The sequence below is a fragment of the Pseudarthrobacter phenanthrenivorans genome (assembly GCF_000813845.1).
GTDB classification, from domain to species: Bacteria; Actinomycetota; Actinomycetes; order Actinomycetales; family Micrococcaceae; genus Arthrobacter; species Arthrobacter phenanthrenivorans_B.
In genome coordinates, this window is record NZ_JWTB01000020.1 from 62408 (window position 1) to 88320 (window position 25913).

Consider the following 25913-nt stretch of genomic DNA (forward strand, 5'->3'; position numbering starts at 1 on the left):
TAGAGGCGGGGGGATTGAACCCCATCCCACGCACGAACAAAAGCGGACGACGCCGTGTCCCCACCCACCGTCGTCCGCTCCCTCCAAGCGGTCCGGGGCGGCTGGGTGCCGGAAGCCAAAATGTCACACCCCCCTGCCAAGCTTTGGGTATGGAAACCTGGGCGGTGGTGGATGCAGGAGGCAGTGCCGGACTGCCCGCTGCCGTTACCTCCATAAGGGGGCTGGCGGACGAGCTGGTTGACGTCCTTGGCCCGTCTTCAGGAGATTCGGACGGCGATCACCGGGATGCTTACGATCCACTGGGCCAACTTGCTGATTCGTACCTGGACGGTCTGGGTGTTGTGGCCCGGATCGAAGCCGCCATCGCCGCCGTCAAAGTGCGCCTCCTCGCCGGGTATGCGGAGGCAACCGCTGCCATGGAGGGACCGGCGGACAGCGCATATGAGTCCTCAGCACGCGAGATGAGCCTGGTGGCGGAAGTCGCCTGCGTCCTGACTGTTGGGGAGCGTGCCGCGGCGGCACTGCTGGGTGAGGCGCACGCGCTGACCACAACGTTGCCCGCGGCACTGGATGCGTTGCAGTCGGGAAAGATTTCCTGGCAGCACGCCCGGATCATCGTCGATGAAACCACCGGCCTGGACAAGACCGCCGCCTCCGCGCTGGAGGCGCATTTCCTGGACCCGGAGGCTCCGAATGCGGCCAGGGGTGCCGCGGCAGGGGAGCTGGCGCCAGCCCGGTTTAGGCGGAAGGTACGGGCCTGGCGGGAACGCCATCAACCCGAATCCCTTGAGATCAGGCACATGAGGTCCGTGGAAGACCGGCGGATGGAATACTCTCCGGACCGCAATGGCATGGCATGGGTCTCGCTCTATATGCCTGCGGACAAGGCCTGCGCCATTTGGAACAAGGCCACAGCCCTGGCGCGTGGACTGCAGGGACCGGAAGAACCGCGGACCCTCACCCAAATCAGGGTCGACGAGGCCGCCAGATTGTTGCTTGGCACCTCAGGCGGGAATGCCGGGGCCGGGCCATCCCTCACAGCGGACGTCCTGGTCACAGTGCCGGTCTTCTCCCTCTTGGGCGCCACGGATGAACCCGCGGACCTTGACAACTACGGACCCATCCCGGCATCGATGGCTCGCAAACTCGTCGCGGAAGGTGCCGGTTCCTTCTACCGGGTGTTGGTGGACCCGCGGGACGGGGCGCCGCTGGAAATCGGCCGCACGAGCTACCGGCTTCCGGAATCCTTGAAGCGGTGGCTGCGGATGCGCGATGGAAAGTGCACGTTTCCCGGCTGCAGCAATCCGAGCCAGGACAATGAGGCGGACCACCTCACGGCTTGGGAGCATGGAGGCGCCACGGGGATCAGCAACCTGGGTCAGTTGTGTCCCAAGCATCATCGGCTCAAGCATCGAACCCGCTGGGGTCCGGGACCTGCGGCCAGGAATGAACCGCCCGGCTGGGTCTCGCCGTCGGGCCGCAAATACAACGCCGAACGAGCGGACCGGGAACCAACGCTCTGGCCTCCAGGGTGCCTCCCGAACGGAAACAGCCCGTTGGAGTCACTCATCGTTGATTTCCTCGTTGCCTCGTAACCGTCCCACTGGGCCCGGGCGCAGCAAACCGCTGCTGTGCCCGGGCATGCGGGGAGGTCTCGCGCTTCCCGTGCCGTTCACCAGCCGTCAACCAGCAGGCCCCACAGCGTTTCGGCAGACCCAGCAGTCTTTTCACGCACCCTCCCGCCCGGCACCCCCAGCCTGGACGGTCATCCCCAAGGCACCAGGAGTCTTCCGTGTTCGTGAAAAGAACCATCGCTGCCGTCGCTGCCCTCACTTTCCTGGCCGGGACAGCCGCCCCAGCCCAGGCGCAGACGCAAGCCCAAACCCAGGCCCCGGCTGAGGCACCCAAGCCGGCTCCCGTCGTCGTCGGCCAACCCCTCGCCGGAACACACGCCCACAACGATTACGAGCACGACCGCCCCCTGCACGACGCGCTGGAGCACGGCTTCACCAGCGTTGAGGCGGACGTATGGCTGGTGGACGGCGAGCTGCGCGTGGCCCACGACCTCGCGGATGCCAAGCAGGGCGTCACCCTGGAGAGCCTCTACCTTGACCCGCTCCAGGACCTGGTCCGCAGCACGCCCGGGCACAGCGTCTACCCCCACTGGGACGGCAGCCTGCAGCTCCTCATCGACATCAAGAGCGAGGGCGAGGCCACCTACGCTGCCGTCGAGCAGGAACTGGCCGAACACCGCGACATCATGAGCCGCTACACCAATGGCAACGTCAAGACCGGCCCGGTCACCGCGGTGATCAGCGGCAACCGCCCGCTGGCCACCATGCAGGCGCAAACCCAGCGCTCCAGCTTCTACGACGGCCGCTCCACCGACCTCGCCTCCGGCCTGCCCGCCTCCCTGATGCCGCTGGTCAGCGACAACTGGACCAAGCTCTTCACCTGGCAGGGCGTCGGCCCCATGCCAGAGGCCGAGCGCGCTAAATTGCGCGCCTTCGTGGCCACCGCCCACGCCAATGGCTACCGCGTCCGCTTTTGGGCCACCCCGGACCAGCCCGGCGCCGCCCGCGATGCCCTTTGGACCGAGCTCGCCAATGCAGGCGTGGACCACATCAACACCGACGACCTCGCCGGCCTCCAGCAGTTCCTCACCGCCCGCGCAGCCTAGGCAACCAGCAGAAACAGGAGCAATTCCATGCCCACAAAGATCGTGAAAACCACGACGGCGGCGCTCGCCCTGGCGCTCGGCCTCCTTGCGTCCCAGCCCGCCTTCGCCCAAACAGCACAAGCGGACAGCACCAGCAACGACAACCAGGCCTTCACCTTCGCCGCCATCGGCGACATCCCCTACGGCGCCGCGGAGATCGCCAAGTTCCCGTCCCGCATCCAGGATCTCAACGCGGACAAGGACCTGACGTTTGTAGCACACGTGGGCGATATCAAGAACGGTTCCTCCGTTTGCTCGGACGAGTACTTCTCCTCCATCCGCGCCCAGTTCAACACCTTCACCCATCCTCTGGTCTACACGCCCGGCGACAACGAGTGGGTGGACTGCCACCGGACCAACAATGGCGCCTACAACCCGCTGGAGCGCCTCGACAAGCTCCGGGAGATCTTCTTCAACCAGCCCGGCAAAACCCTTGGTGCCACCATGCCCGTGAAGAGCCAGGAGAACCTGGGACTCCCGGAGGACGTCAGCTTCACCAGGAACCGGGTGGCCTTCTCCGTGCTCAACGTCCAGGGCAGCAACAACTCCCTCCTGCCATGGACGGGCCTGGGCAAGACGGCGCCCACCCCGGAGCAGTTGGCGGAGGTGGACTACCGGACGGATGCGGTCATCGCCCAGATCCGCCAGACCTTCGCCGATGCGCGGCGCAGCAATGACCGGGCCGTGGTCCTTCTGCAGCAGGCGGACATGTTCGACCCCTCGCTGCTCGAGGCAGCGACCGCCAACCCGGACACGGTCTCCGGTTTCCGCCGGATCGTGCAGGCCATCGTCGAAGAGACCAACCGCTTCGACGCCCCGGTCTACCTGGTGAACGGCGACAGCCACGTTTTCGCCGAGAACCAGCCCCTCGCCGCGGGCTCACCCTGGCTGGACATCTACGGCTCACCGGCTGCGGACAACCTGCAGCGCATCACCGTGGACGGCGCCAACAACGCCGTGGACTATGTCCGCTTCACGGTCGCCGGCAACGGCGCCAAAGGCGCTGACGTGCTGAGCTGGGAAAAGGTCCCCTTCAGCCAGTAGCCACCTGGCGGAAACGGACGACGGCGGGTGCCCACCCGCCGTCGTCCGCTGTGGATTATTGGGTCTGGACACAGGTGGCCGCCGGATTTATTGTGCAAGCGTGGCGGCTGCCTGACTGGCAGGATGGCAAGCTCTGCCGGTCCGCTGTTGCAGCCGTCCATCATGAGGAGGCAGCAGATGACACACGTTGAAGAGGTTGAGGAGACCGTGGAAGTGGCTGTCCCGGTTCGGACGGCTTACAACCAGTGGACCCAGTTCGAATCCTTTCCGCAGTTCATGTCCGGCGTCGAGTCGATCACCCAGCTGACTGATACCACCAACCACTGGGTCACCAACGTGGGCGGCGCGAAGCGGGAGTTCGACACTGAAATCGTCGACCAGGAGCCGGATGACAGGATCGCCTGGCGCAGCACCGACGGCAAGTCGCACGCCGGCATCATCAGGTTCACGCCGATGGATGCCAACCACACCAAGGTCAAAGTGCACTTCGAATGGACTCCGGAAAACGCCACGGAAAAGGTAGGCGCGGCCCTGAAGATCGACGAGATGCAGGTCAAGGCCGACATGCGCAGGTTCAAGGAATTCATCGAATCGCGCGGCACGGAAACCGGTGGCTGGCGCGGCGACGTCTAGGAATGAAGTCCAGGAAAACGGAAGCGGGCGACGGCGGCTGCCCACCCGCCGTCGTCCGCTTTCCTTATGTGCCTGGCAGGTGCCTGGCTAGAGTCGGAGCTCCATGAAGACGCTGTTTGGGTCCGGCACGTAGTCGGCGAAGGGCGGGCATTCGGTGAAGCCGTGGCGGGCGTAGAGGCGGCGCGCGGGTGCGAAGTAGTCCTCGGTCCCGGTTTCCAGGCAGACCCGCTCCAGGTTCCTGGCCCTCGCGTCGTCGAGGATGTGCCGGAGCATGCGGGTGGCTACGCCACGGCTCCGGGCGGATTCTGTGGTGCGCATGGACTTGAGTTCGCCATCCGTTGCCTGGCCCGTGGGGGAGTCCAGGAGCTTCAGGGCGCCGCATCCCAGCAGGTTCCCGTCCTCCCGGGCCGTCCAGAAAGTGATCGACGGCGCGGACAGCGCGGAGTGGTCCAGGGCGTGGACGCTTTCGGCCGGCGAGGTGGCGAACATGTCCGCCAGGTGTTCGCTGAGGAGCTGCTGGACATCACTGCGTGCGGCGTGGTCCCGGTCAATGGAAATCATCGCCCTCAAATGTACCCGTTGCGCGGCGCGGTCCGGTGTGCCATGATTCCCGTGATCGTGACCCGTCCCCAGGAGGTGAGACCCATGAAAGCTGTATCCGTAATGGGTGCTCCCTCGCAGCCCACGATCACGCGGCTGAACTAGTCGCCGCCGGGAGCGCCGCACAGGCAATTCGCGAAAGGCGACTCCCATGAATTCAACACCTTCTTCCATCGCACAGTCCGTGCCGGCCTCCCGCCGCGCCCTGGTCCTCGGCGGCGGCGGATCAACCGGCAACGCATGGCTGATCGGCGTCCTTGCCGGCGTGGCCGATGCCGGGCTGGATGTGACCACTGCTGACCTGGTCATCGGAACCTCGGCCGGATCCACCGCGGCGGCCCAAGTTTCCGGCGCCGCGCCGGCGGACCTGTACGCCGCCGTCGTTGACGCCGCGCCTCAGCAGCGAACGGCTCCGGCCGGGGCAGCCGGTGGGGTCCCCGCCGCCAGGCCGGTGTCCGACCACCTTGAGCGGACCGGCCGGATTATTGCCTCCGCTGAAGACCCGGCCGACATGCGGCGCCGGATGGGCGCCCTGGCGCTGGACCTTGCTGCCGGACACGACGCCTCGGGGCGGTGGCGTGCCACCGTGGCGGCCCGATTGCCTGCAGCGTCCTGGCCGCAGCATGATCTGCTCATCACCGCCGTCGACGCACACACCGGCGAGCCGGCGGTGTTTCACCGCGACAGCGGCATCGACCTGGTGGATGCGGTTGCCGCCAGCTGTTCCAGTGGTTCGGCCTACCGGATCGGTGCCAACAGCTATATCGACGGCGGCTACCGGCGCAACGAGAACGCGGACCTGGCCGCCGGTTGTGGGCGCGTCCTGGTCCTGTCGCCCTTTGGCGGCAGGACGCGGATGCCGCTGGAGTGGGGCATGCAGCTTGCGGCGCAGGTCGAGGAGTTGCGGGCGGGCGGGAGCATGGTGGAAACAGTCTTCCCGGAGGGCGACGCCGAGTACATGTTCGGCGCCAACGCCATGGACCTGTCCCTGCGTCCGGCCGCCGCCCAGGCGGGGTACAACCAGGGGAAAGGCCTGGCGGGAAAGCTCGCGGAATTCTGGCGCTGACTGCCTGGGAAGTAGGGAAGCGAAAGCAGCGGGAAGCCAGGCAGAGCACACGAAGGAGGCGGACGGCGCCGGGGATGTCCCGGCGTCATCCGCCTCCGTGCGCCTGCTAGTCCTCGATGGTGACCCCGCGCCAGAACGCCACCCGGTCCTCGATGTGCTTGGCGCGCGGCTTGGGCTCCGGGTAATACCAGGCCGCGGCCTCATTCAGCGCACCGTCCACCTCGAGCGTGTGGTAGCTGGCCTGGCCCTTCCAAGGGCAAAACGTATTCTTGTCGCTGTCCCGCAGGTAGTCGGCCTTCACGGCGTCACGCGGGAAATAGTGGTTGCCCTCCACCACCACGGTGTCCGCGGATTCGGCGATGACTTTTCCGTTCCAAATAGCCCTGACCATAGGGTTCCCTTCCGTGGCTGCCGCATGCTGCAGGCAGTGCTTCCTAGAGCTTCCAACGGTGCGGGCCACCCGCTTGTTCCCGGAAGTCCACGGCCCGGCACGCCTGAAGCGGTGCCCGGGTGTTCCGCAAAGGGTACATTCTGGACTCATGACAGAAATCCGGTGGCTGGAGGCATTCGTCGCAGTAGCGGAAGAGCTGCACTTCGGCCGGGCGGCAGAGCGCCTCCACACCTCGCAGTCCCCGCTGAGCCAGGTCATCCGAAAGCTCGAGGCGGACCTGGGCACCCGCCTCTTCGAGCGCAACACCAGGAGCGTGGCCCTCACCCCGGCCGGACATGCCCTCCTGCCCCGGGCCTACAGGGTCCTCCGGGAAATGCGGTTGGCGCGGGAAGCCGCCCAAGCCGAAGTTGAGGGGGTCCGGGGCAGCATCAGGATCGGATTCTCGGGTGCGGTAAACCACCTGACCCTTCCGCCGCTGACGCGGGCCGTCCGCCGCCGCTACCCGGATATCAAAATGGAACTCACCAGCCGGGTGCGCACGGCCGATGGCCTGGCCAGCGTTGCGAACGGAACGCTGGACCTCGCTTTCGTCGGTCTTCCCGAGAATCCGGGCCCGTCCGTGCTGACCCGCCTGGTGGCAAGCGAGGAAATTGGCGCTGTGCTCCCGCTGGACCACCCGCTCGCGGGGAAGGAGTCGATTCCCCTGCGGTCATTGGCCGGCGATGATTTCATTTCACCGCCGCTGGATGGCTCCTCGTCGATGACGGAAGTGATGCTTGCCTCCTGCCTCGCGGCTGGATTCCGCCCGCGTGTGGTCCAGGAGCTCTCCGACCCCTACATGGTGTTGACCTTCGTGGCGGCCGGCGTGGGGGTCACCCTGATGAGCAGCGGGATATCCGGCATCATCCCCTCAGGAGCAACATATGTGCCCCTCGACGACCCGCCGCACTTCATGAACCACGCCATCGCCTGGTCTGCCGAAAACGATTCACCCGTCCTGGCCGCCGTCCTCGCCGTCGTCGAAGAGGTCTTTCCGGACAGCGCGCACACTTCATCGGGATTAAGTGAAAATCACACAAAGTGATAGACCGTTTTAGTCGTGGACTTACTAAGTGATGGCAGCCACACTGGATGAAGAAGCCGCCTAACGCGGCAAACCATCCTGCGGCCAGGACCGTCCCCAGGGCCCCCGGGACGGTCCTGGCCATAAGAAAGGGAACACCATGTCAGTGTCGACAGTGGGTACAGTGCGCCCAAAAAACAATGCAAAAATCGCTGCAGTTTCAGGGTTCGTAGGCAGCGCCCTTGAGTACTACGACTTCTTCATCTTCGGCTCGGCGGCCGCCCTGATCTTCGGAAAGCTGTTCTTCGCCCCGGGTCCGTCGTCCATGCTGTTGTCCTTTGCAACGGTAGGGGTGGCCTACGTAGCCCGCCCGCTGGGAGCCGTGATCTGCGGACACTTGGGCGACAAGTTCGGCCGTAAACGGGTCCTGCTCCTTACCCTCCTGCTGATGGGCACCTCCACCTTCCTCATCGGCTGCCTGCCCACCTACAGCCAGATCGGAATGGCAGCGCCTGTCCTCATTGTGGTTCTCCGCCTGGTCCAGGGGTTGTCGGCCGGCGGCGAATCACCCGGCTCAAGTTCGCTCACCCTTGAGCACGCCCCGGACCGGAAGCGCGCCTTCTACACCAGCTGGACCATGAGCGGCATCATGTTCGGCATCGTGCTTTCCACCCTCGTCTTCATCCCGGTGGCGTCCATGCCTGAGGACCAACTGCTCTCCTGGGGCTGGCGGATTCCCTTCCTTGCCAGCGCCGTGGTTACGGTCGTCGCGTTCATCCTTCGCCGCCTCCTCGAAGAACCCACAGTGTTCGCCGAAGTCAAGGAACACGACGACGTGGTGAAGGTACCGCTCATCACCCTGTTCCGGCACCACTGGGCCACCGTCCTGCGTGTCACCATGATGTCCCTCTTCACCATCATCAACACGATCATCAACGTCTTCGCCCTCTCCTACGCGACTTCCGTTGTGGGCGTGGAAAAAGGGCTGATGCTCACGGTCATCGCCGTAGCCAACCTTGCCGCCGTCGGGATGGGCCCGCTGACCGGGATGCTTGCGGACCGGATCGGCCGCAAACCCGTCTTCGTCTCCGGGCTCCTGCTGCAGACGGGCATGGTCTACGTGTTCTTCACGGCCCTCACGTCCGCCAACGTCCCGCTGATCTTCGTCACCGGCATCCTGCTGATCGGCGTTGCCTACACCGCCACCAACTCGATCTACCCCGCGTACTTCCCCGAGCAGTTCCCGGTGAAAGTCCGGTACTCAGGCATGGCCATCAGCCTCATGTTCGGCCTGCTCCTGGCGGGATTCGCGCCCGCCATTTCCGAGCTGCTGATCGGCGGAGACAAGGCCAACTGGCTTCCCGTGGCTACCTTCGCAGCCGTTGCCTGCGCCATCTCCGCCATCGCGGCCCTGATGGCACCGGAAACGTTCAAGACGCCGACTGCCCTGCTGGGACTGAGGAAATCCGATCCCCGCCTCCGTACGTCGTCCGTCAGTAGTCCGACGGCGGCCGCTGAGTCCGCAGCCGATTCCGGCCCCGCCGGTGCGGCCACCAGCAAGGTGCAGGCATGAGGGAGCAAACCCTGCCGGTCCCGCCGTTCCTGACCCGTGAAGCCGACATCAACCACCGCCATGTTGTGGGGCTGCTCGGGGCCGGGATTGGCGGCTCGCTTACCCCGGTACTCCATGAGGCGGAGGCAGACAGGCTTGGCCTTGCCTATACCTACCGGGTCATCGACCTTGATGCCATCGGACAGCCGGCAGAAATGTCTGCCGCGCTGGTCCGAAGTGCGGCAGACTTTGGCTACGACGGCCTGAACGTGACCCATCCGAGCAAACAGCTGGTCCAGGAGGGCCTTGACGAACTTTCGCCCGAGGCCCGCGTCCTGGGCGCGGTAAACGCCATCACCTTCCACGGCGGCAAAGCCGTGGGCCACAACACCGACCACTCCGGCTTCATCGGCGGCCTCCGGGCCGGTCTTCCGTTTGCTGCCACCAGTTCGGTAGTGCAGATCGGGGCCGGCGGGGCCGGCGCGGCCGTGGCATTCGGCCTCCTGGGCGCAGGGATCACCCACTTGGTCATCGCCGACATCGACCCGGCCCGTGCCGAGGCCCTGGCCACCAGGCTGGCCCCACATTTCCCGGACAGCACCCTGTCAGTTACGGGTACGGACGCCGTGGCCGCAAGCCTTCAGGCCGCTGAAGGCCTGGTGAACGCGACCCCGATCGGGATGGCCGGACACCCCGGCATCCCCGTGGACCCGGCCTGGATCCATCCCCGGCTGTGGGTTGCAGACGTGGTCTACCGGCCGCTTGAAACCCAGCTGATCAAGGCGGCGCGCAGCAAGGGCTGTGCCGTCCTCGACGGCGGGCGCATGGTGGTGGGGCAGGCAGCGGCTTCCTTCGAGCTCTTCACCGGCATCCGCGCCGACGCCGACCACATGCTGGCAACGTTCCAGCAGGCAGCAGCCGCATGATGAACCACCCATCACCCCGCACCATCGCAGAATCCTGCTGCCTGGTGATCGGAGCGGCCAGCGGCATAGGGCAAGCGACCGCAGAACTCCTGCGGGCTTCCGGCGCCGCCGTCGTGGGAGCGGACCTGCCCTCGGCCGCCTGGCCCGCGGAATCCGGCGCCCGCTCACTCGCCCTGGACGTCACCGATCCGTCCTCTGTTGCAGCGGCCGTGCTGACAGCAACGGAGGATATGGGAGGGCTGGACGCGGTCGTGAACTGCGCGGGCATCCTTGGTCCCGTGGCATCGGCCGCGTCCACGTCAGTGGAGGACTTCGAACGCATCGTGAGGATCAACCTCACGGGGGCATTCATTGTCTCGCAGGCGGTCCTGCCTGGGATGGCCAAAGCGGGCTACGGCCGGCTGCTTCACATTTCCTCCACCGCGGGCAAGGAAGGCGTGGTCAACATGCCTGCCTATTCCGCCAGCAAGGCCGGGATCCTGGGCCTGGTCAAATCCTTGGCCAAGGAATTCGCCACCGATGGCATCACCGTGAACGCCCTCGCACCGGGCAACGTGGTAACCCCGCTTTTCGCCGAAGTTCCGCCTGCGCAACAGAAGGAACAGGCCGCCAAGATCCCCATGGGCAGGTTCGGCACGCCCGCCGAGGCAGCAGCGCTCATCGAATTCATCGTTTCGCCGGCGGCCTCCTACACCACCGGCTTCGTTTTCGACCTGTCCGGCGGCCGTGCCACCTACTAGCAGCCCCACACCCACCAGCACCAGAAAGACGGCACCACCGATGACCCCCTCATCACCCAACACCACAAGCGCCCTGCGCATCGGAATCGCAGGATGCGGCGCAATCTCCCGCAACCACCTAGAGGCGTTCCGCGCCCTTGACGATGTCCAGGTTGTGGGAGTCTGCGACATCGACAAGGAACGGGCACAACAAACCGCGCAGGCGTGGGGGATTCCTTCGGCCGTAAATACGGTCCAGGAGCTCCTGGCGCTTGACCTGGACATCCTCTCCGTCTGCACCCCGCACCCCACCCATGAAGAAGTGGTGCTGCAGGCTGCTGCGGCCGGGGTCAACGTACTGTGCGAGAAACCGATCGCCATCGACCCGGCTTCGGCGGAGCGCATGGTCAAGGCCTGCGACGACGCCGGCGTGAAGCTGGGCGTGCTCTTCCAACGCCGGTTCTGGCCGGCAGCCCAGCGCATCCGCGCCGCGATCGACGACGGCTCGCTGGGGCGGCCCATCATGGGCCAGTGCTCCGTGATGCTGCACCGGGAACCGGAGTACTACTCCCGGGACGCCTGGCGCGGGACGTGGGCCAATGACGGCGGCGGGGTCCTGATGACCCAGGCCATCCACTACATCGACCTGCTCCAGTGGTTCATGGGCGACGTGGCCGAGGTCTACGGCAGGATCAACACCTACAAGCACGGCGCACACATCGAGGTGGAGGACTCGGCAGCGGCCGTCATCACGTTCACTTCCGGCGCCATGGCCACGCTGGAAGCGTCGACGGCGGTGTCCCCGAGTTTGGGCGTCCAGATCCGGATTACGGGGGAGACAGGGGCGTCCGCGTCGCTGACCGAATTCCCCGAAGGCAGCGACGGCCGGGTGGACCTGTGGGCAGTGGGCGGCACCGTCAGCACGGAGCCCGCCCACCCGGAAGGAGTGGAGCCGAACGTCCCCCTGGCCACCGTCAACGGCCAACTCATCCCGCACCACACCACGCAGGTCAGCGATTTTGTCCGCGCAGTCCGTGACGGCTCGGAACCGGCCATCACCGGCAGCGACGCCACCAAGGCCCTGCGGATCCTGCTGGCCGTCTACGAATCTTCCCGCACCGGCCTTCCCGTCCGGTTCGCCGGACCACACACGACACCGCAAAATGACGCCCGCCCCCTCGCACCGGTTTCGGACTAAGGAACAGCATGGACAACACCCCACGGTTCGCCGCCCTCCCCTTGACCCTGGGCCGCAACGGACGCACACCGAAGACCCTCCGCAACCGCCTGGCCTCGGCCCCCATGGAACGCAACTATGGCACTGCCGACGGGCAGATCACCGCGCAGTACATCGACTACCTGGTGACCCGGGCCCGGGCAGGCCTGGGCCTGGTGACCACCGAGGCCACCTTTGTCCGGGAAGACGGCAAGGGCCGCACCCACCAGCTGGGCCTGCACAGTGACGCCATGATCCCGGGCCTGCGCAAACTCACTGATGCCCTGCACGCCGAAGGTGCGCTGGCCGCCGTCGAGCTTAACCACGGTGGCCGGACCGCCCAGGCCGCCCTCTCCGGGCACAAGAACGTTGCGCCGTCACCCGTGGCGTGCCAGGTGGCAGGCGGCGAGGTTCCCCGGGAACTCAGCGCCGCAGAATGTTTCGAACTCGTGGACGCCTACGCGCTCGCGGCCAGCAGGGCGGTGCAGGCCGGCTTCGACGTCATCAACATCCATGGCGCCCACGGCTACCTGATCCACCAGTTCATGTCGCCGCTCAGCAACCACCGCACCGACGAATTTGCCGCACCCGAACATTTCATGAACCTGGTTATCGACGCCGTCCGGGCCGCCGTTCCTGACACTCTTGTTGGCCTGCGGGTGTCCGTGGTGGAGGGTCCCGTTGACGGCATCACGGCCGAACAGCAGGTGGCAATCATCGCCAAAGCACACCTGGCGCAACTCGACTTCCTCGACCTGTCCGCCGGCAGCTACGAGGCAGGCGAATGGATCGTGCAGTCCGGCGAATGGAAACCGGGGATCCTGGCCGACTACGCCAAGGCTTACCGCCAGTTCGGGCTTCCATTGGGCATGGCCGGCCGGCTCAACTCCCCGGGAATCATCGAAGAGGTCCTCCGGGAGGGGACCTGCGACTTCGTCAGCCTGGCCCGGGCCATCCATGCCGACCCCGCCTTCGTGGGCGGAGTCCTCAACGGTGAACGCTACCGCCCGTGCATCGCCTGCAACGTCTGCATCGACAACCTGGGACTCGGCCAGGTCACCTGCACGGTCAACCCTGCCGTCGGCCGTTCCCGAGTCCCCGTACCCACCCCCGCAGTCCCCGAAGGCACGCGAGTGGTGGTGGTCGGGGCAGGCCCCGCCGGGCTCACCGCAGCCCGGGAACTCGCCGGGGCCGGGGCCGACGTCGCAATGTTCGACGACGGCGCGCGCCCGGGCGGCCAGTTCGGCCTCGCCGAACGGATGAAATCCACCCCCGACTTCCACCGCTTCACGGAATGGTCCGCTGCGGAGAACGTCCGGCTCGGCATTGACGTCCGGACGGAGACACACGTTGATGCCGGCAGCCTTGGAGCCCTGGTCCGGGAAACGGCGGCAGACGCCGTCGTCCTGGCCACCGGCGGCCTCCGGTCCGGCCCCGGGTTCGCCGGCGAAGATTCCGCGAACGTCGTGGATGTGCGCGAATGGCTAGCCTCGCATCCGGACGTCCTGGATCCCGGCAGCCCGAAGGCCGCGGTGCCCGATGCCGTCACCATCTGGGGAGCGGATTCCATCGCCATGAGCGTCGCCGACACCCTCGCGGACCGGGGGACCGCTGTGCTGCTGGTAGGCCCACAGGAGGTCATCGCCCCCGAATCCGGCCGCAGGGCAAAGATCCTGGCGGTGCCGCGGCTCGAGGCCAACCCGGGCGTCCGGATACGGCTTGGTTCAGCGATCGAAGAGTACGACGGCGCCCGGATCCGGGTCACCGCCCCCGGCCTTCCGCCCGGCGGCGAATGGCTGGACGCGCCGGGACCGCTCCTGGTCTCGCGTTCGGTCGTGCCCCTGGACGGTTCCGTGCCTGCGGAACGTCGCGACGCACACCTCAGCCGCGAAGCCGGGGTGCCGGTAACACTCGCCGGAACCGTAGTGGACCAGACCCCTGCCATCGCCTCCAACGCCGTCAAGAGCGGTTACGACGCAGCCCAGCGGATCGCTGGCCTGCTGGCTGCCCGCGCGGCTGCCACCACCGAACTGACCCTGAACGGAGCACAGTCATGACCACCCCCGCAACCAGGCCCATCGGCCTGGCCCAACTGTCCCTCCTCAACACCGCTCCGCCCCACCTGGTGCGCCTCGCCGCCGAAGCCCGGTTCGACTTTGTGGGCGTCCGGGTCCGGCCGGTAACGCCCACCGAACGCCCCTACGACCTCCAGCCCGGCTCACCGATGCTGCGCGAAACACTGGCAATAATGCAGGACACCGGTGTGGGAGTGCGGGACATCGAATTCCTGCTCCTGGACGGCAGCGACCAGCGGGAGGGCTGGCTCCGGATGATGGAAGCGGGTCAAGCACTCGGTGCCAGTTCCCTCACCGTGGCAGGCGGCGATCCAGACCCCGCCCGGCTGGCGGACACGCTGGCAAGGATGGCCGACGACGGCCGAGGCTTCGGCATCACCCCCACCCTGGAGGCGATCTCCTACCAGCCAATCGCCTCAATCGCACAGGCTGCGCGCATCGCCCGCCAGGCAGGCACCCGGATCGTGGTGGATACCCTGCACTTCAACCGCTGCAACGGCCCGGACGCGGACACCCAGTGGGAGCAACTGCGCAGCAACTCAGACCTCGTGCCACTCCTGCAGCTGTGCGACGGGCCGGCGGCGCGGCCAGCCACCCGCGCGGACCTGGTCACCGAATCCCGATCTGAACGGGAGGTTCCCGGCGAGGGCGGGTTTGACCTCGCCGGGGTGGTGGCGGCACTACCGGACGGCCTCCCGGTCAGCGCGGAGGCGCCGTCGGACCGTCGGGTCGCCGAACATGGGGAGCTGGGCTGGGCGCGCAGGCTCAAGGCCGGCGTCGATGCCGTGCTGGCGGAAGCGGACTCGCGGCGAAAAGCATCAGTGCTCCACCGGGCAGGTGCACAGTGAGCGGCCTGACGCAGGAAACCACGACGGCGGAACTGGCGCCAGGCGTGGCGATTCCGCTTATCGGGCTGGGCACCTGGCCGCTCACGGGTGGGGACGCGGCCGCAGCCGTTTCGCAGGCCATTGCCAACGGATACCGGCATCTCGACACCGCCGAGAACTACGGCAACGAGGAAGCCGTGGGTGACGGAATCCGCCGCAGCGGAATTGACCGCGGGCAGTTGTTCCTCACCAGCAAGTTCAACACGCAATGGCACAGCCGAAACGGAGTCCGCGACGCTTTCGAGGCATCGGCCCGGAGGCTTGGCACTGACTACCTGGACCTGTTCCTGGTCCACTGGCCCAACCCCGCGCAGGGCCGGTTCGTCGAGGCCTGCGAAGGACTGCAGGGCCTTGTTGATGGCGGCTTCATCCGGGCTTGGGGCGTCTCAAACTTCAAACCGGACCACCTGCGCCTTGTCCGGTCCGCCGGCCTGGACGTTCCGCTGAACCAGGTCCAGATTGACCCGGAACACGGGCAGCAGGAGCAACTCGCTTACCACCTGGACCACGGAATCCTGACCGCCGCCTACAGCCCGCTCGGCCGGAACGGTACTTTCCTTGCCCACCCCGCCGTCACCGGCCCGGCCACGGAGCTGGGCAGGACACCGTCCCAGGTCGTCCTGCGCTGGCATGTCCAGCACGGCCGCGTCGCCATCCCAAAGTCCGCAAACAACCAGCGCCAACGAGAAAACCTGGATGTTTTCAGTTTTGCCCTGACCCAAGCGCAACTCGATGCGATCGACGCGCTCGAAACCGGCGCGTCCCCGCGCCTGGACTCTGACACCTTCTTCCACTGAGAAAGCACTGACATGACTGCACCCCTGAATACTCCCGCGGCCCGGCCGGCCCTGGACTGCGATGTCCTGGTGATTGGCTCGGGCGCGGGCGGCCTGTCCGCCGCCGTCACCGCCGCGTACCACGGCCTGGAAGTCATCGTGGTGGAAAAGGCCGACGTCTGCGGCGGCGCCACCTCCTGGTCCGGCGGATGGGCGTGGACCCCTGGCAACCCACTGGCCAAAGCCGGCGGAGTCAACGAGGACCGCGGGCTGTTCCGCACCTACCTGCGCCACTGCCTCGGCAGCAACTACCGGGAAGACCGGGTTGAGGCCTTCCTGGAAGCCGTCCCGCACATGGTGGGCTTCTTCCACACCAAGACAAGCCTGCAGTTCGTGCCCGGCACTGCGATCAAGGACATCTACGGAACCACCCCCGGCGCGGGCACCGGCAACCGATCCGTGGGGCCCAAGCCATTCAATGCGCGCCGGATCAAGCCGGAACTGCGGGCAAAGATGCGCCACCAGCTGTATGAGACCTCGTTCCTGGGCATGGGCATCATGGCCGGCCCGGACCTCACCAAATTCCTCTCGGCCTCGCAAGGAAGCGTCCGGGGCATCGTCCATGCCGGATGGCGGGTGGGGCTGCACCTGCTGGACCTGCTCACCCACCGCCGCAACATGCAGCTGGTCAACGGCACCGCACTGACCGGACGGCTGCTGAAATCCGCAGACGACCTGGGGGTGGAGATCCGCGTCTCCACACCGGCCCGGCACCTGGTGGCCGACTCCACCGGGAGGGTGACGGGCGCCGTCGTCGATTCCCCTGAAGGTGAGCTGCAGATCAACGCCTCACGCGGCGTCGTCCTGGCCTCCGGCGGGTTCCCCAACGACGTCGCACGCCGTAAGGAGCTGTTCCCCAAAACGCCCACCGGGCGCGAGCACTGGACCCTTGCGCCCAGGGAGACCACCGGCGACGGTATCACCATGGCGCAGGAGGTAGGCGCGCGGTTCGACACGGACGTCGCGTCGCCTGCTGCCTGGTGCCCGGTCTCCCTTGTGCCGTACCGCAACGGGCGCACCGGGACGTTCCCACACATCATGGACCGGGCCAAGCCGGGCAGCATCGGGGTGCGCCGGGACGGCAGGCGGTTCGTCAATGAGGCCAACGGCTACTACGACTACGTGGAAGGGCTGCTGACGGCAACTCCGGAAGGCGAGCCCGTGGAAGCGTGGCAGATCGCCGATGCGGAGTTCGTGCGGAAGTTCCCCTTGGGCATGGCCAAGCCGCTGCCCGTCCCGCTGTTTCCCTACCTGCGGTCCGGGTACCTGAAGAAGGGAAAGACGATAGAGGAACTGGCCGCCGCCTGCGGCATCGATCCCCAGGGCCTGGCCGCCACGGTGGAAGCATTCAACAGCAACGCGCGCAAGGGGATCGACCCCGATTTCGGCCGCGGCGCAACAGAGTTCAACCGGTACGGAGGCGACCCGCGGAATGCCCCCAACCCCTCGCTGCGGCCTTTGGAGAAGGGGCCGTTCTATGCCGTGAAAATTGTCCCCGGATCCTTCGGCACCTTCGCCGGACTGGCAGCCGATTCCCGGGCACGGGTCCTGGACACGCAAGGCGAGCCGATCGACGGCCTCTACGTCGCCGGCAATGACCAGGCTTCGGTGATGGGCGGCCACTACCCGGCCGGCGGCATCAATCTCGGCCCCGCCTTGACCTTCGGTTACATTGCCGGCCGCGACCTTGCGGGAGCCACCCGCTACGAGGACCAGGACGCGTCGGATTGGGACGAAGTTGCGGCGGTTTGATCCTGGCGGCGGTGCCTAGCCCTGGCTCTTGTCGATGACGCAGAACCGGTTCCCGTCCGGATCCTCGAGGACCACAAAATCCGGGTCGTCCGGGTAGAGGTCCCAGTCCACGCGCTTGGCGCCCAGGGAAACCAGCCGCTCCACCTCCGCGTCCTGGTTATCCGCATACAGATCGAGATGGACCCGCGGGTGGTCCTGGACGGGGGTTTCGCTGATCATGAGCGACAGGTGCGCGCCGGTGCCCGACGCCGGAGCAAGGGTCACCCAGGTGTCGTCACCGGGCTCCCGTGGGACATAGCCGATGGCATCGCGCCAGAACGTGGTGGCGGCGGCAACGTCGTTGACGCCGAGGACAATGGTTCCGATGGTCAACATCCGCCCAGCCTAAACCGCGGGGATGCAGCCCGGCTAGACTCGCGTGCATGGGGGAAAACAACACACCTGGGGAACGCCAGCCGTCCAAACGCACCAAACTGCCTGCCGCCGTCGTGCCTGTCCTGGGGCTTGCCGCGCTGATGGCCGGCGGCCTGATTGCCTACCTGAACCGGGACTTCGTGGGCTGGTTCGCGTATGCACCGCTGAGCAATCAACCGTTCAGTGCCAACGGGGCGGCCTTCATCACCCAGGGCACCCAGGCCGGACTTGCCCTCATGGGCGCAGGGCTGCTGGTGCTCGCATTCTGGGCAGGCTACCGGGTTGGGCGGCGGGTCAGTCCCGGATCCAGGTAATTGGCGGATCCGGGACGCGCTGGCCAGTGGCGGCGGTGTCCACGATATGCACCGGGGGAAGCTTTTCGAACGCCGGCTTCGCAAACCAGTACCCCTGGAAAAGGCGCACGCCGGTGGCCTTCAGAACCCGAAACTCCGCTTCGGTTTCGACGCCTTCGGCGAGCACCGAGATGTTGAGTTCCCCGGCGATGGACACAATGCCCGCAACCACCGCCCGCCGCGCAGGGCTGGCCTCAATACCCCGGATCAGCTTCATATCGATCTTGATCAGGTCCGGCTGGAAATCGACGAGGAGTCCCAAGCCTGCATGGCCGGCCCCAAAATCGTCGATCGCTGTGGTGAAACCGTGCTTGCGGTATTCGGTGATGATGTTGGTCAGGTGGGCAGTGTCCGTGACCTCTTCGTTCTCGGTGAACTCGAACATGATGGATGACAGGGGAAAGCTGCAGCGTGCGGCCGCGAGCAGCGTGGCGCGAAGGCAGGCCGCGGGTTCATAGACCGCGTTGGGCATGAAATTGATGGACAGCATCAGGTCCCCGCCGGCCGGAAACAAACGGGCCGCCAGTTCGATCGCCTTTACGCGGCAGTCCTGGTCAAAGCGGTACCTCTGTTCGGGGGAAACCTTCGACAGGACCTCGTACGCACCCTCGCCCGCGAGTCCCCTGACCAGGGCCTCGTATCCCCACACGCGTCCAGCGGCAGCGTCATATATCGGCTGAAACGCCATGCTGAAGTCGACATCAAGCCGTGAAGATGCAGTGCAGCCGTTGCATGCCAAAGTGGGAGTCCTCTCGATTGTTACTCAAGAGTAGGACGCGGCTGGGGCCGGCGTCACCACGGGCGGTTGATACGTCGGAGATTTCCGACATATACTTCAGGGGTGCTTCCCGATGTCTTTGCCGCAGTCTCCAATCCGGCGCGGCGCGTCATGCTGGACGAACTCCGCAACGGTTCGAGGACAGCCGGCGAGCTCACCAGCCTGGTGGACCTCAGCCGGCCCGCAGCATCCGAACACCTGGCCGTCCTCCGTGGGGCAGGCCTGGTCCGTGAGGAGCGGCAGGGCCGCAACCGGGTGTACCACCTCCAGCCGGCCGCACTTGCCGAGATCGGCGGCTGGGTGAAGAACTTCGAGCACTACTGGAACCAGCGGCTGGACGCGCTGGCAGACCTTCTGAACGAGGAGAAACCGTCATGACCGACAATGCCATCAGGCTCCAGCGCCGCTTTCCGCACCCCCCTGCGGCGGTCTGGGCCGCCCTGACCACACCGGAACTGTTGGCCAGGTGGTGGGCCGCCGGCGACATCGCACCCCTCGTGGGCCATCGCTTCACCATGGACATGGACGCCTGGGGCCAGCAGCAGTGCGAGGTCCTTGCCGTGGACCCGGGCAGTTCCATCAGCTTCCTGTTCTCCGAAGGCCAGCTGGACACAACCATCACGTGGCGCCTGGAGCCGGTCGACGGCGGCACCATCCTCCACTTTGAGCACGCCGGCTTCCGCCTCGACACCCCGATGGGACGCCACGCCATCGAAGGCATGGGCAACGGCTGGCCGGGCCTGTTGGCCCGCATCGACGGGCTCCTCGCCGAAGTTTCCTGACGTCCCTGGTGGGCGTACGACGGCGGGACGCGCCCGCCGTCGTACGCCCACCTGAGGCGCCTTCTGCCCGTTTACCGGCGGAAGGAGCGGGGTAACCATGGAATATGACTGATTTCGGAGATGGCGGGGCCACCGACCCCTTTGACGGCAACGACGAGATGGTGGCCGCGGCTGGCCACGAAGAGACCCCTGAAAGCATCGCCGAGGATGTCCGCCACGAGATCCAGCTGGGCCACGTGCAGGACGACGTTGCCCATGTCCTCGAGGAGCGCTTCGAGGAAGCGGGCATCAACGCCCGTCCCGAGGACGTGGATGACCTCGCCGAGGAGATCGAGCGGGATGCCTCCAGCTGACCTCGGCCCAGAAGCTGCAGAGACCGGGCGGGCCTGAAACGGCGGGTAACGACCTGGACCAGTGCGCTGGCCGTGTTGGGCGCATGGCCCCCAGGGGTCATACCGGTGGTCCAGGTGGCCCGTCCCGCACGGGGGTTTCCGCCGCCGCGCCCAAACAGTTCCACGCCGGGAGGCCATTGCCGGCGCCGTCTCCGGCAGAATGGGCCTATGTGCGGCAGATACGTAATGTCCAAGGCCACCGGTGACCTGCTGAGCTACTTTGACGCCAAAGAGGTGGAAGGCACGCCTCCGCCACCAAGCTGGAATGTTGCCCCCACCGAGCCGGTGCCGATCGTCGCCGAGCGGCTGGACGAAGGCAGCATCGAACGGCACCTGCTGGTGGCGCACTGGGGCCTGGTTCCGTCCTGGGCCAAGGACGTCAAGATCGGCAACAAGCTGATCAATGCCCGCAGCGAGAGCATCCTGGAGAAGCCCGCCTTCCGCAAGGCCGCAGTGAAAAGACGCGCCATTCTTCCCGCGGACGGCTACTACGAGTGGCAAAAGACGGAGGACGGTAAAAAGATCCCCAACTACCTGTACTCGGAGAAGGAACCGATGCTGGGCTTCGCCGGCCTGTACGAGTGGTGGGCCGATCCGTCCGTCCCCGAGGATGACCCGGGCCGCTGGCTCCTGAGCTGCACCGTGCTGACCACCACTGCCCAGGACGCCCTGGGGCACGTCCACGACAGGTCGCCGGTGATCATCCCGCGGGAGCGCTTCGCAGAGTGGCTGGACCCGGACCTGACGGAGAAGGACGACATCCAGAACCTGCTGGACTCCCTGCCCGAACCCACCCTGACGCCACGCGTGGTCAGCACCATGGTCAACAGCGTGCGGAACAACGGCCCGGAACTGATCGAGCCTATTGAGTAGCGGGTTCCGCGGTCAGGGCCAGTCGGCCCGGGTGAACCGGATGGGGCTCTTCAACGTGAGCAGGCAATCGGATGTCCACTCCGCGGTTTTCTGCTGTCCGTCCAGGGAATCAGGCGCTGCGGCCGGCTGCGCATCCTGGTTCTTAATATCCTGAAAACCTTCAGCTGAGCTTTTCACATGTCCCCCTTGGCAAGACCCGTGTGCCAACCATAGGGATCCTGCAAAAGCACGGGAAGAGGGTTAATCCACCAGCGGGATAAACTTCGCAAATCTTGAGGAACCCGTTCATCCTGCACCGGGAAGTCACTTTCCGGCGCGCGAAAAGACCGAATCAAAGAAAGCTGACAGGGCGTCCGCCTTGGCCTGCGCTTCGGGCTGGGAGGCGGTCCTCGCGCTCGCTTCGACCGAAAGTGTCCCCCGCCGGGCGCCGCTCCTGACGTGCCATTCGCCTGTGCCGTCGGACAGCTGATAAGCCACGGCGTAGCTTGCGTCGGCGGGAATGGTGACTGCCAGGTTGGAAACAGCAGACCAGGTCCGGCTGCCGCCGCCGAATAGGCTTTCCTGGATACTGGTGCAGCCCCTGAGGCGGTCTACGCGGGAGTCGAACGGGAACGGCGTGGCCATAGTGGAAGGCATGCTGACGACGGTGAAGTCCGTGTAGTCGATCTTGCTGGTGCCCTCGATCTGTCCCTGTCCCGAAACGGAACCAATGAGGGAGCCAACGTACGACTCGTCATTGAAGGTGCAGGGAGAATCGGACGTCTGGGGCGGGGCGGCCGGGGTGAAGTTCGGGGACGCCGCGATGATCGTGGCTTGCGGCAGGGTCACGGCCTCCCCACCGGGGCCCGTCATGCCGTTGAACATGCCCACAAGCTGCTCGGGCGTCAGCGCGTTCGGGACCGGCGGCGCTACGGATGGCGGGGCCTTCACCGACTGTTCAATAAGCTCCCCCGCCAATCCCGCCATCTCCTCCAGCGCGGGTTTGGCGTCCGCCTCGGAGTTAAGGTTGGCAACGGCAAGGTTCAGCGTGATGGAGAGCGTCCCCGCCAGGACCCGCAATCCAACAGATCCGAAGTCGCCGGGTCCCTTCGGCTTGGTCACCTGCATGAATGCCTGCTGCCTGTCGGCCACAGGGGGAGCGGCAAGCAGCTGAATGGCGTACGTGGAGGTGCGGCCAGCCTCAGTCGAGGCCATATCGAACTGGCCGCACCGCGTCACGAGGTCATCCGTGTAGCCAAAATCCGCTGTGGCGATGGCCTCTTTCTCCGCACTCCTCAACACGATCATCACGGTGCTGGTGGGGCCCGACTGCCCGCCCGCGGGCGGCATCGCTCCTTCTGCAAACTGGATGCCCTTGTCCGCCCAGCGGGCAAAAGGATTTTGGGGGAGGAGTGCGAGGCAATCGGCGGGCGTGGTCTCCATGCTGGTGGACGGAAGGGAGCCGTTTACTGTGGCGCTGCGGAGGGAAGTGGAGTCGTGGGCCGGGGGAAACGGCAGCTGGCGGCTCTGGCCCACCCCGTTAATGATGGCTGCGAGCTCCGCGTCGGTGAATACAGCGGACGGTGCCGTAGTCGACACCGACGTGGCGGCCGCCGACGGCTGCGGCGGAGCCGCTGAGCTGCCCGACGGGCTGCCTTGGGTGTTGCCGCTTCCGGATGAGCACCCGGCCAGCGTCAGCAGGAATGCCGCCATGCAGCCGGCCCAGAGCCTGCCGCACTTTCCCGATGAACCGCCGCGACGCCCCGCAACTCGACGAACAGCCATCGCCGGCCTCCTTTGCCAGCACCAACGCTAGGCAGTGCTCCCCGGCCCAGCTAGGGGCGTAGGACCCGGCTTGGTACCGCTGTGCCGAAAACGGGCGCGCCGCCAGCCGCCGCGAGGGCGATGACCTCCATCCGCGCGCCAGGGCCCGCCAGCACCAGCACATGCTGCGCCGCAATACCGTCCAGGGCCGCCGACACCTGCCGGATGGCATCCTCCACCCCGGGCGTGACAGACGGCAAAGGACCGTACGACGGCGAAAGCCCGGTGCCGCCGTCGTCCGCCCTCAGCCACGTGGTCACCTTGGCGCCTCCGGCGGCATCACCGATGCCGCGGGCCAAAGCCGCGGGGTCGACGGCATCCACTGGATAGCCGCTGACCAAGGTAACGCTCTCAAGCACCCGCCGGCGCGATGGCCCCGCCGCAGCGAGCAACGCGCGGTCGTGGCGCCACAGGGCGAAGTGGTAGCCAGCGACCAGGCCTGCAGCCACCAGCAGGCCGAAAGGCGCGCGGATACGGTCCAGCAGGCTTCCGCCGGACACATCACCGAGCAGGAATTCAAAGAGCCGGTAGCCGATCACCAGCAGCGTCACCAGGGCCACCACGGCGCTCACCCCGAAAAATGCCACCAGGTAGACGCGCCTGCCCGGTGGAATTGCGGCTGCCGTCGCAGGCTGGTGCCCCGGCTTCCACGCCAGCCACCAGACCGGGCTTCCCACCACCAGTGAGCTGAGACCGCCCAGGAGCAGCGTGCGCGTGGAACTGCCTGCCAGCGGCGATACCGCTGCCGCAAGCAAAGCGTTGACCACGACGCCGACTCCGGACGCGGACGCAGCCAGTGCCACCGCCGATGTGACCAGAAGGCTGGCGCGCCGGGTCTGTGGCGAGCGGTGGGCGGACACGGTGCGGTGGTAGCGCCACACGATGGCCCCGATGACCGCCGCGGCGATGGCCGGGGCCAGTGGCTCGAGCAGGTCGTTCAACGGGTCGCTGCGGTCAAACGAAAGCCGCAGGAGGATAAACAGGATGACGCCCAGTCCGCCGAGGGCGGTGAGGCCTGCCGCGAAGATCCCCACCGTGATGATGGTGACGTCCACCAGCCCGGTCTGGAACCGGCGGCCACCCTCCCGGAACCAGTGCCACCACCACACCAACGCGCCACCGGCTGCCCAGACGAGGGGCCTGACGACGTCGAACCACCAGGGTTCAAAGCCCGCCGTTGCCGTGAAACCCCGGATTGCTGCATCCAGGAGAACGCCCAAAGCCGCGATCGCGGCGCCGGCACCCAGCAGCAGGCCAAAGACGGACCCGATGACGGCCCTCACGTCCTCAAGGTGCGACGACGGTTTGCGGGGGTGCTTCCACATCCAGCGGTGCCACCACCAGATCGCGGCCCAGACTAGGCCGTTGGCCAGCGGGGACGGCCACTGGTTCCCGTGGGCGCCAATGAAGGACGCGGCCAGCTCCAGCAGCGATGTGGTGGTGATGATCAGCGGGACCGTATACATTCCGGTCAGGTAGAGGCCCCAGCCGGGTGCCCTGCGTTCGGATTCGTCGTCCAGCCGCCGCCAGACGAACCACCACAGCAGAAGCGTCAGCGGGCCGCCGATCAGGGTGAACGCCAGCGAGAGGGCCAGTCCGGCGACGTCACCGCTCACCAGTACCGATGCCGTGCGGAAGAGGCGTTCCAGCAGGCCGCTGAGTCCGGAGGCTGTGATCACCACCAGGGCAAACAACAGGACGTACAGGATCAGGCGGCGCAGGGTTGCCAGGCCACCGGCCGGAGCGGGGGCTGCGGCAGCCGCCGGCGCCGTCATTGCTTCACCGGAACCTGGGTACAGGCCAGCAGGGGATACGGCGGCTGGTCAATCATCCATCGCCCGTTCACTTTGAGGAGCAGGAAGGCGTCCTCGGTCTCATACTCGGACGGGCCGAAAGGGCCGCCACCCTGGGCCGCGTGCACGATCGAAACCCGCACGGTGGCTGAATCGGTGCGTTCCGTCGTCGAAACCAGGACCACGCGGGCCGGCCGGGGCTCGCCGTAGTAGGAGCCGCTGCACCGGCTCCTGGCACCCTCGGTGAGGAAGGATTCCGCGGCGGGGACGTCGTCGTCGATCACTGCCCTGCTGTACCGCTGGACCACTCCCGCCGGGCTCGCCTCATCCAAGGGGGCAGGCTCGCCCCGGCTGAAGACCACTGCCAGGGCAACCACCACCAGCACCACCACCACGCCCACCAGCGCGAGCAGGATCCGGTCAGGTCTTCGCTCAGTCCGCTCGGTGGCGGCGGGTTCGTCCATGGCGCCAGTATGGTGCACGTGGAAGCCGCGCGCCCGTGCCGTAGGACCTGTCTTGAGAGCACAGCCAACAGAATTTCAAGATAGTTAGGAAAAGGGGTTGTTTGAGTGAATATATTCACTATAGTTGTGTGAGTAAGCTCACCCAGTGAAAGACAACCAATGACCACCGAGAGTAGCACCACCGCATCGCCGGCCACCAGCGAACTGCTGGCCACCGTTGGCAACAAGGTGCGGACCATGCGCAAGGAAAAGGGCATGACCCTGGCCAAGCTCTCGGACATTACCGGACTCAGCCAGGCGATCGTCAGCCAGATCGAACGCGGCATGGCCAACCCATCCTTCACTACCCTTGCCCAGCTGGCCCATGGACTGGACATCCCCGTGGGAAGGTTCTTCATCGGCCAGGACCAAACCAAGTCACCCGTCGTCCGCAGATCCGCACGGCGGAACCTGAAAAACGTCACCCGCGAGTCCGTGGGGGAGGCGGTTCACGAACTGCTCACCCCGGACCGCGATGGCACCATCGAAGCGCAGTGGATCCTGACGCCCCCGGGTCACGACACCAGCGCAACACCCTTTACCCACAGCGGGGAAGAGTTCTGCTACATCATCTCGGGCCGGAAGGACGTCTACTTGGACGGCGTCTGCTACAGCCTGGAAGAAGGCGACTCCATCACCTATCCGGCTGAAACCCCGCACTGGTACAAGAACAGCTACGAAGAGGTATGCGTAGCCATCTGGGTCAACGCACCACACAAGTGGTAGGCCAGCCGGTCCCCGCC

Annotated in this window: 27 protein-coding genes; 20 read left to right on the forward strand and 7 right to left on the reverse strand. The window is 66.4% G+C overall.

Annotated features, from left to right (window positions below; genetic code table 11):
• The first annotated feature begins 149 nt into the window (after nt 1-149).
• From RM50_RS11190 to RM50_RS11205, 4 genes are all read left to right on the forward strand, one after another.
• Nucleotides 150-1595, forward strand: coding sequence for an HNH endonuclease signature motif containing protein (locus tag RM50_RS11190; RefSeq protein WP_043452582.1), 1446 nt, complete (start codon nt 150-152; stop codon nt 1593-1595).
• A gap of 197 nt (nt 1596-1792) precedes the next feature.
• The gene (locus RM50_RS11195) at nt 1793-2680 is read left to right on the forward strand and encodes a phosphatidylinositol-specific phospholipase C/glycerophosphodiester phosphodiesterase family protein (protein ID WP_043452583.1); all 888 of its coding nucleotides are present in this window, start codon (nt 1793-1795) and stop codon (nt 2678-2680) included.
• Between the two features lie 27 nt (nt 2681-2707).
• Nucleotides 2708-3763, forward strand: a complete 1056-nt coding sequence (locus tag RM50_RS11200; RefSeq protein WP_043452585.1) for a hypothetical protein — start codon at nt 2708-2710, stop codon at nt 3761-3763.
• A gap of 177 nt (nt 3764-3940) precedes the next feature.
• Complete coding sequence (locus tag RM50_RS11205; RefSeq protein ID WP_043452587.1) at nt 3941-4396, forward strand: SRPBCC family protein; 456 nt, start codon at nt 3941-3943, stop codon at nt 4394-4396.
• 87 nt (nt 4397-4483) lie between these two features.
• Here RM50_RS11205 and RM50_RS11210 read toward each other — a convergent pair whose 3' ends face one another.
• Nucleotides 4484-4957, reverse strand: a complete 474-nt coding sequence (locus RM50_RS11210) for a GNAT family N-acetyltransferase (protein WP_043452589.1) — start codon at nt 4955-4957, stop codon at nt 4484-4486.
• A 190-nt stretch (nt 4958-5147) separates the two neighbouring features.
• Between RM50_RS11210 and RM50_RS11215 the strand changes: the two genes are divergently transcribed.
• Complete coding sequence (locus RM50_RS11215; protein WP_043452590.1) at nt 5148-6062, forward strand: patatin-like phospholipase family protein; 915 nt, start codon at nt 5148-5150, stop codon at nt 6060-6062.
• Nucleotides 6063-6168: 106 nt separating this feature from the next.
• Here the strand turns inward: RM50_RS11215 and RM50_RS11220 are convergent, their stop codons facing one another.
• On the reverse strand, nt 6169-6453 hold the full coding sequence (locus RM50_RS11220) for a DUF427 domain-containing protein (protein WP_043452591.1): 285 nt from the start codon (nt 6451-6453) through the stop codon (nt 6169-6171).
• 148 nt (nt 6454-6601) lie between these two features.
• Here RM50_RS11220 and RM50_RS11225 point away from each other — a divergent pair, with 148 nt between their 5' ends.
• The 9 genes from RM50_RS11225 (at nt 6602) to RM50_RS11265 (ending at nt 17479) form a co-directional block, all read left to right on the forward strand.
• Nucleotides 6602-7537 (forward strand): LysR family transcriptional regulator, encoded by a 936-nt coding sequence (locus RM50_RS11225; RefSeq protein WP_052260165.1) that lies wholly within the window; start codon nt 6602-6604, stop codon nt 7535-7537.
• 139 nt (nt 7538-7676) lie between these two features.
• Entirely contained in the window at nt 7677-9089 is a 1413-nt protein-coding gene (locus RM50_RS11230; protein WP_052260166.1) for an MFS transporter, read from the forward strand.
• Complete coding sequence (locus tag RM50_RS11235; RefSeq protein ID WP_082007049.1) at nt 9086-9994, forward strand: shikimate dehydrogenase; 909 nt, start codon at nt 9086-9088, stop codon at nt 9992-9994. Before RM50_RS11230 ends, RM50_RS11235 begins: the two co-directional genes overlap by 4 nt.
• Nucleotides 9991-10734: an SDR family NAD(P)-dependent oxidoreductase gene (locus tag RM50_RS11240; protein ID WP_043452593.1), complete on the forward strand. Its 744-nt coding sequence runs from the start codon at nt 9991-9993 to the stop codon at nt 10732-10734. Before RM50_RS11235 ends, RM50_RS11240 begins: the two co-directional genes overlap by 4 nt.
• Nucleotides 10735-10774: 40 nt before the next feature.
• A complete protein-coding gene (locus tag RM50_RS11245; protein ID WP_052260169.1) occupies nt 10775-11911 on the forward strand; it encodes a Gfo/Idh/MocA family protein in 1137 nt (378 codons plus the stop codon).
• A gap of 8 nt (nt 11912-11919) precedes the next feature.
• Nucleotides 11920-13986, forward strand: a complete 2067-nt coding sequence (locus RM50_RS11250) for an FAD-dependent oxidoreductase (protein ID WP_043452595.1) — start codon at nt 11920-11922, stop codon at nt 13984-13986.
• Entirely contained in the window at nt 13983-14852 is an 870-nt protein-coding gene (locus RM50_RS11255; protein ID WP_052260170.1) for a sugar phosphate isomerase/epimerase family protein, read from the forward strand. The genes RM50_RS11250 and RM50_RS11255 overlap by 4 nt, the downstream gene beginning before the upstream one ends.
• Nucleotides 14849-15688, forward strand: a complete 840-nt coding sequence (locus tag RM50_RS11260) for an aldo/keto reductase (RefSeq protein ID WP_082007050.1) — start codon at nt 14849-14851, stop codon at nt 15686-15688. Before RM50_RS11255 ends, RM50_RS11260 begins: the two co-directional genes overlap by 4 nt.
• A gap of 12 nt (nt 15689-15700) precedes the next feature.
• A complete protein-coding gene (locus RM50_RS11265; protein WP_052260172.1) occupies nt 15701-17479 on the forward strand; it encodes an FAD-dependent oxidoreductase in 1779 nt (592 codons plus the stop codon).
• Nucleotides 17480-17494: 15 nt separating this feature from the next.
• Here RM50_RS11265 and RM50_RS11270 read toward each other — a convergent pair whose 3' ends face one another.
• Nucleotides 17495-17854: a VOC family protein gene (locus tag RM50_RS11270; protein ID WP_043452597.1), complete on the reverse strand. Its 360-nt coding sequence runs from the start codon at nt 17852-17854 to the stop codon at nt 17495-17497.
• 47 nt (nt 17855-17901) lie between these two features.
• On the opposite strand from RM50_RS11270, the gene RM50_RS11275 reads away from it, so the two are divergent.
• Nucleotides 17902-18207 (forward strand): hypothetical protein, encoded by a 306-nt coding sequence (locus RM50_RS11275; RefSeq protein WP_043452599.1) that lies wholly within the window; start codon nt 17902-17904, stop codon nt 18205-18207.
• Here RM50_RS11275 and RM50_RS11280 read toward each other — a convergent pair.
• A complete protein-coding gene (locus tag RM50_RS11280; RefSeq protein WP_156133866.1) occupies nt 18188-18934 on the reverse strand; it encodes an EAL domain-containing protein in 747 nt (248 codons plus the stop codon). The genes RM50_RS11275 and RM50_RS11280 overlap by 20 nt on opposite strands.
• 153 nt (nt 18935-19087) lie before the next feature.
• On the opposite strand from RM50_RS11280, the gene RM50_RS11285 reads away from it, so the two are divergent.
• From RM50_RS11285 to RM50_RS11300, 4 genes are all read left to right on the forward strand, one after another.
• A complete protein-coding gene (locus RM50_RS11285) occupies nt 19088-19402 on the forward strand; it encodes an ArsR/SmtB family transcription factor (protein WP_043452602.1) in 315 nt (104 codons plus the stop codon).
• Nucleotides 19399-19806, forward strand: a complete 408-nt coding sequence (locus RM50_RS11290; RefSeq protein WP_043452604.1) for an SRPBCC family protein — start codon at nt 19399-19401, stop codon at nt 19804-19806. Before RM50_RS11285 ends, RM50_RS11290 begins: the two co-directional genes overlap by 4 nt.
• Before the next feature lie 104 nt (nt 19807-19910).
• Entirely contained in the window at nt 19911-20159 is a 249-nt protein-coding gene (locus tag RM50_RS11295; protein WP_043452605.1) for a hypothetical protein, read from the forward strand.
• A gap of 207 nt (nt 20160-20366) precedes the next feature.
• Nucleotides 20367-21071 (forward strand): SOS response-associated peptidase, encoded by a 705-nt coding sequence (locus RM50_RS11300; RefSeq protein ID WP_082007052.1) that lies wholly within the window; start codon nt 20367-20369, stop codon nt 21069-21071.
• A 303-nt stretch (nt 21072-21374) separates the two neighbouring features.
• On the opposite strand, the gene RM50_RS11305 is transcribed toward RM50_RS11300, so the two are convergent.
• The 3 genes from RM50_RS11305 to RM50_RS11315 are packed head-to-tail and all read right to left on the reverse strand — an operon-like array spanning nt 21375 to nt 25131.
• Nucleotides 21375-22835, reverse strand: coding sequence for a hypothetical protein (locus RM50_RS11305; protein WP_082007053.1), 1461 nt, complete (start codon nt 22833-22835; stop codon nt 21375-21377).
• A 50-nt stretch (nt 22836-22885) separates the two neighbouring features.
• Nucleotides 22886-24649 carry a DUF5671 domain-containing protein gene (locus RM50_RS11310; protein WP_043452610.1) on the reverse strand — a complete coding sequence of 588 codons (1764 nt, stop codon included), beginning with the start codon at nt 24647-24649 and terminating at the stop codon, nt 22886-22888.
• Nucleotides 24646-25131, reverse strand: coding sequence for a hypothetical protein (locus tag RM50_RS11315; RefSeq protein ID WP_043452612.1), 486 nt, complete (start codon nt 25129-25131; stop codon nt 24646-24648). The genes RM50_RS11310 and RM50_RS11315 overlap by 4 nt, the downstream gene beginning before the upstream one ends.
• A gap of 159 nt (nt 25132-25290) precedes the next feature.
• On the opposite strand from RM50_RS11315, the gene RM50_RS11320 reads away from it, so the two are divergent.
• Complete coding sequence (locus tag RM50_RS11320; RefSeq protein ID WP_043452613.1) at nt 25291-25896, forward strand: helix-turn-helix domain-containing protein; 606 nt, start codon at nt 25291-25293, stop codon at nt 25894-25896.
• Nucleotides 25897-25913: the final 17 nt, after the last annotated feature.

Bases quoted from the DNA above. Each gene is read 5' to 3' on its own strand.
- RM50_RS11190 (WP_043452582.1), top strand. From the start codon at position 150: ATGGAAACCTGGGCGGTGGTGGATGCAGGAGGCAGTGCCGGACTGCCC.
- RM50_RS11200 (WP_043452585.1), top strand. From the start codon at position 2,708: ATGCCCACAAAGATCGTGAAAACCACGACGGCGGCGCTCGCCCTGGCG.
- RM50_RS11205 (WP_043452587.1), top strand. From the start codon at position 3,941: ATGACACACGTTGAAGAGGTTGAGGAGACCGTGGAAGTGGCTGTCCCG.
- RM50_RS11210 (WP_043452589.1), bottom strand. From the start codon at position 4,957: ATGATTTCCATTGACCGGGACCACGCCGCACGCAGTGATGTCCAGCAG.
- RM50_RS11215 (WP_043452590.1), top strand. From the start codon at position 5,148: ATGAATTCAACACCTTCTTCCATCGCACAGTCCGTGCCGGCCTCCCGC.
- RM50_RS11220 (WP_043452591.1), bottom strand. From the start codon at position 6,453: ATGGTCAGGGCTATTTGGAACGGAAAAGTCATCGCCGAATCCGCGGAC.
- RM50_RS11225 (WP_052260165.1), top strand. From the start codon at position 6,602: ATGACAGAAATCCGGTGGCTGGAGGCATTCGTCGCAGTAGCGGAAGAG.
- RM50_RS11230 (WP_052260166.1), top strand. From the start codon at position 7,677: ATGTCAGTGTCGACAGTGGGTACAGTGCGCCCAAAAAACAATGCAAAA.
- RM50_RS11235 (WP_082007049.1), top strand. From the start codon at position 9,086: ATGAGGGAGCAAACCCTGCCGGTCCCGCCGTTCCTGACCCGTGAAGCC.
- RM50_RS11240 (WP_043452593.1), top strand. From the start codon at position 9,991: ATGATGAACCACCCATCACCCCGCACCATCGCAGAATCCTGCTGCCTG.
- RM50_RS11245 (WP_052260169.1), top strand. From the start codon at position 10,775: ATGACCCCCTCATCACCCAACACCACAAGCGCCCTGCGCATCGGAATC.
- RM50_RS11250 (WP_043452595.1), top strand. From the start codon at position 11,920: ATGGACAACACCCCACGGTTCGCCGCCCTCCCCTTGACCCTGGGCCGC.
- RM50_RS11255 (WP_052260170.1), top strand. From the start codon at position 13,983: ATGACCACCCCCGCAACCAGGCCCATCGGCCTGGCCCAACTGTCCCTC.
- RM50_RS11265 (WP_052260172.1), top strand. From the start codon at position 15,701: ATGACTGCACCCCTGAATACTCCCGCGGCCCGGCCGGCCCTGGACTGC.
- RM50_RS11270 (WP_043452597.1), bottom strand. From the start codon at position 17,854: ATGTTGACCATCGGAACCATTGTCCTCGGCGTCAACGACGTTGCCGCC.
- RM50_RS11275 (WP_043452599.1), top strand. From the start codon at position 17,902: ATGGGGGAAAACAACACACCTGGGGAACGCCAGCCGTCCAAACGCACC.
- RM50_RS11280 (WP_156133866.1), bottom strand. From the start codon at position 18,934: ATGGCGTTTCAGCCGATATATGACGCTGCCGCTGGACGCGTGTGGGGA.
- RM50_RS11290 (WP_043452604.1), top strand. From the start codon at position 19,399: ATGACCGACAATGCCATCAGGCTCCAGCGCCGCTTTCCGCACCCCCCT.
- RM50_RS11295 (WP_043452605.1), top strand. From the start codon at position 19,911: ATGACTGATTTCGGAGATGGCGGGGCCACCGACCCCTTTGACGGCAAC.
- RM50_RS11300 (WP_082007052.1), top strand. From the start codon at position 20,367: ATGTGCGGCAGATACGTAATGTCCAAGGCCACCGGTGACCTGCTGAGC.
- RM50_RS11305 (WP_082007053.1), bottom strand. From the start codon at position 22,835: ATGGCTGTTCGTCGAGTTGCGGGGCGTCGCGGCGGTTCATCGGGAAAG.
- RM50_RS11310 (WP_043452610.1), bottom strand. From the start codon at position 24,649: ATGACGGCGCCGGCGGCTGCCGCAGCCCCCGCTCCGGCCGGTGGCCTG.
- RM50_RS11315 (WP_043452612.1), bottom strand. From the start codon at position 25,131: ATGGACGAACCCGCCGCCACCGAGCGGACTGAGCGAAGACCTGACCGG.
- RM50_RS11320 (WP_043452613.1), top strand. From the start codon at position 25,291: ATGACCACCGAGAGTAGCACCACCGCATCGCCGGCCACCAGCGAACTG.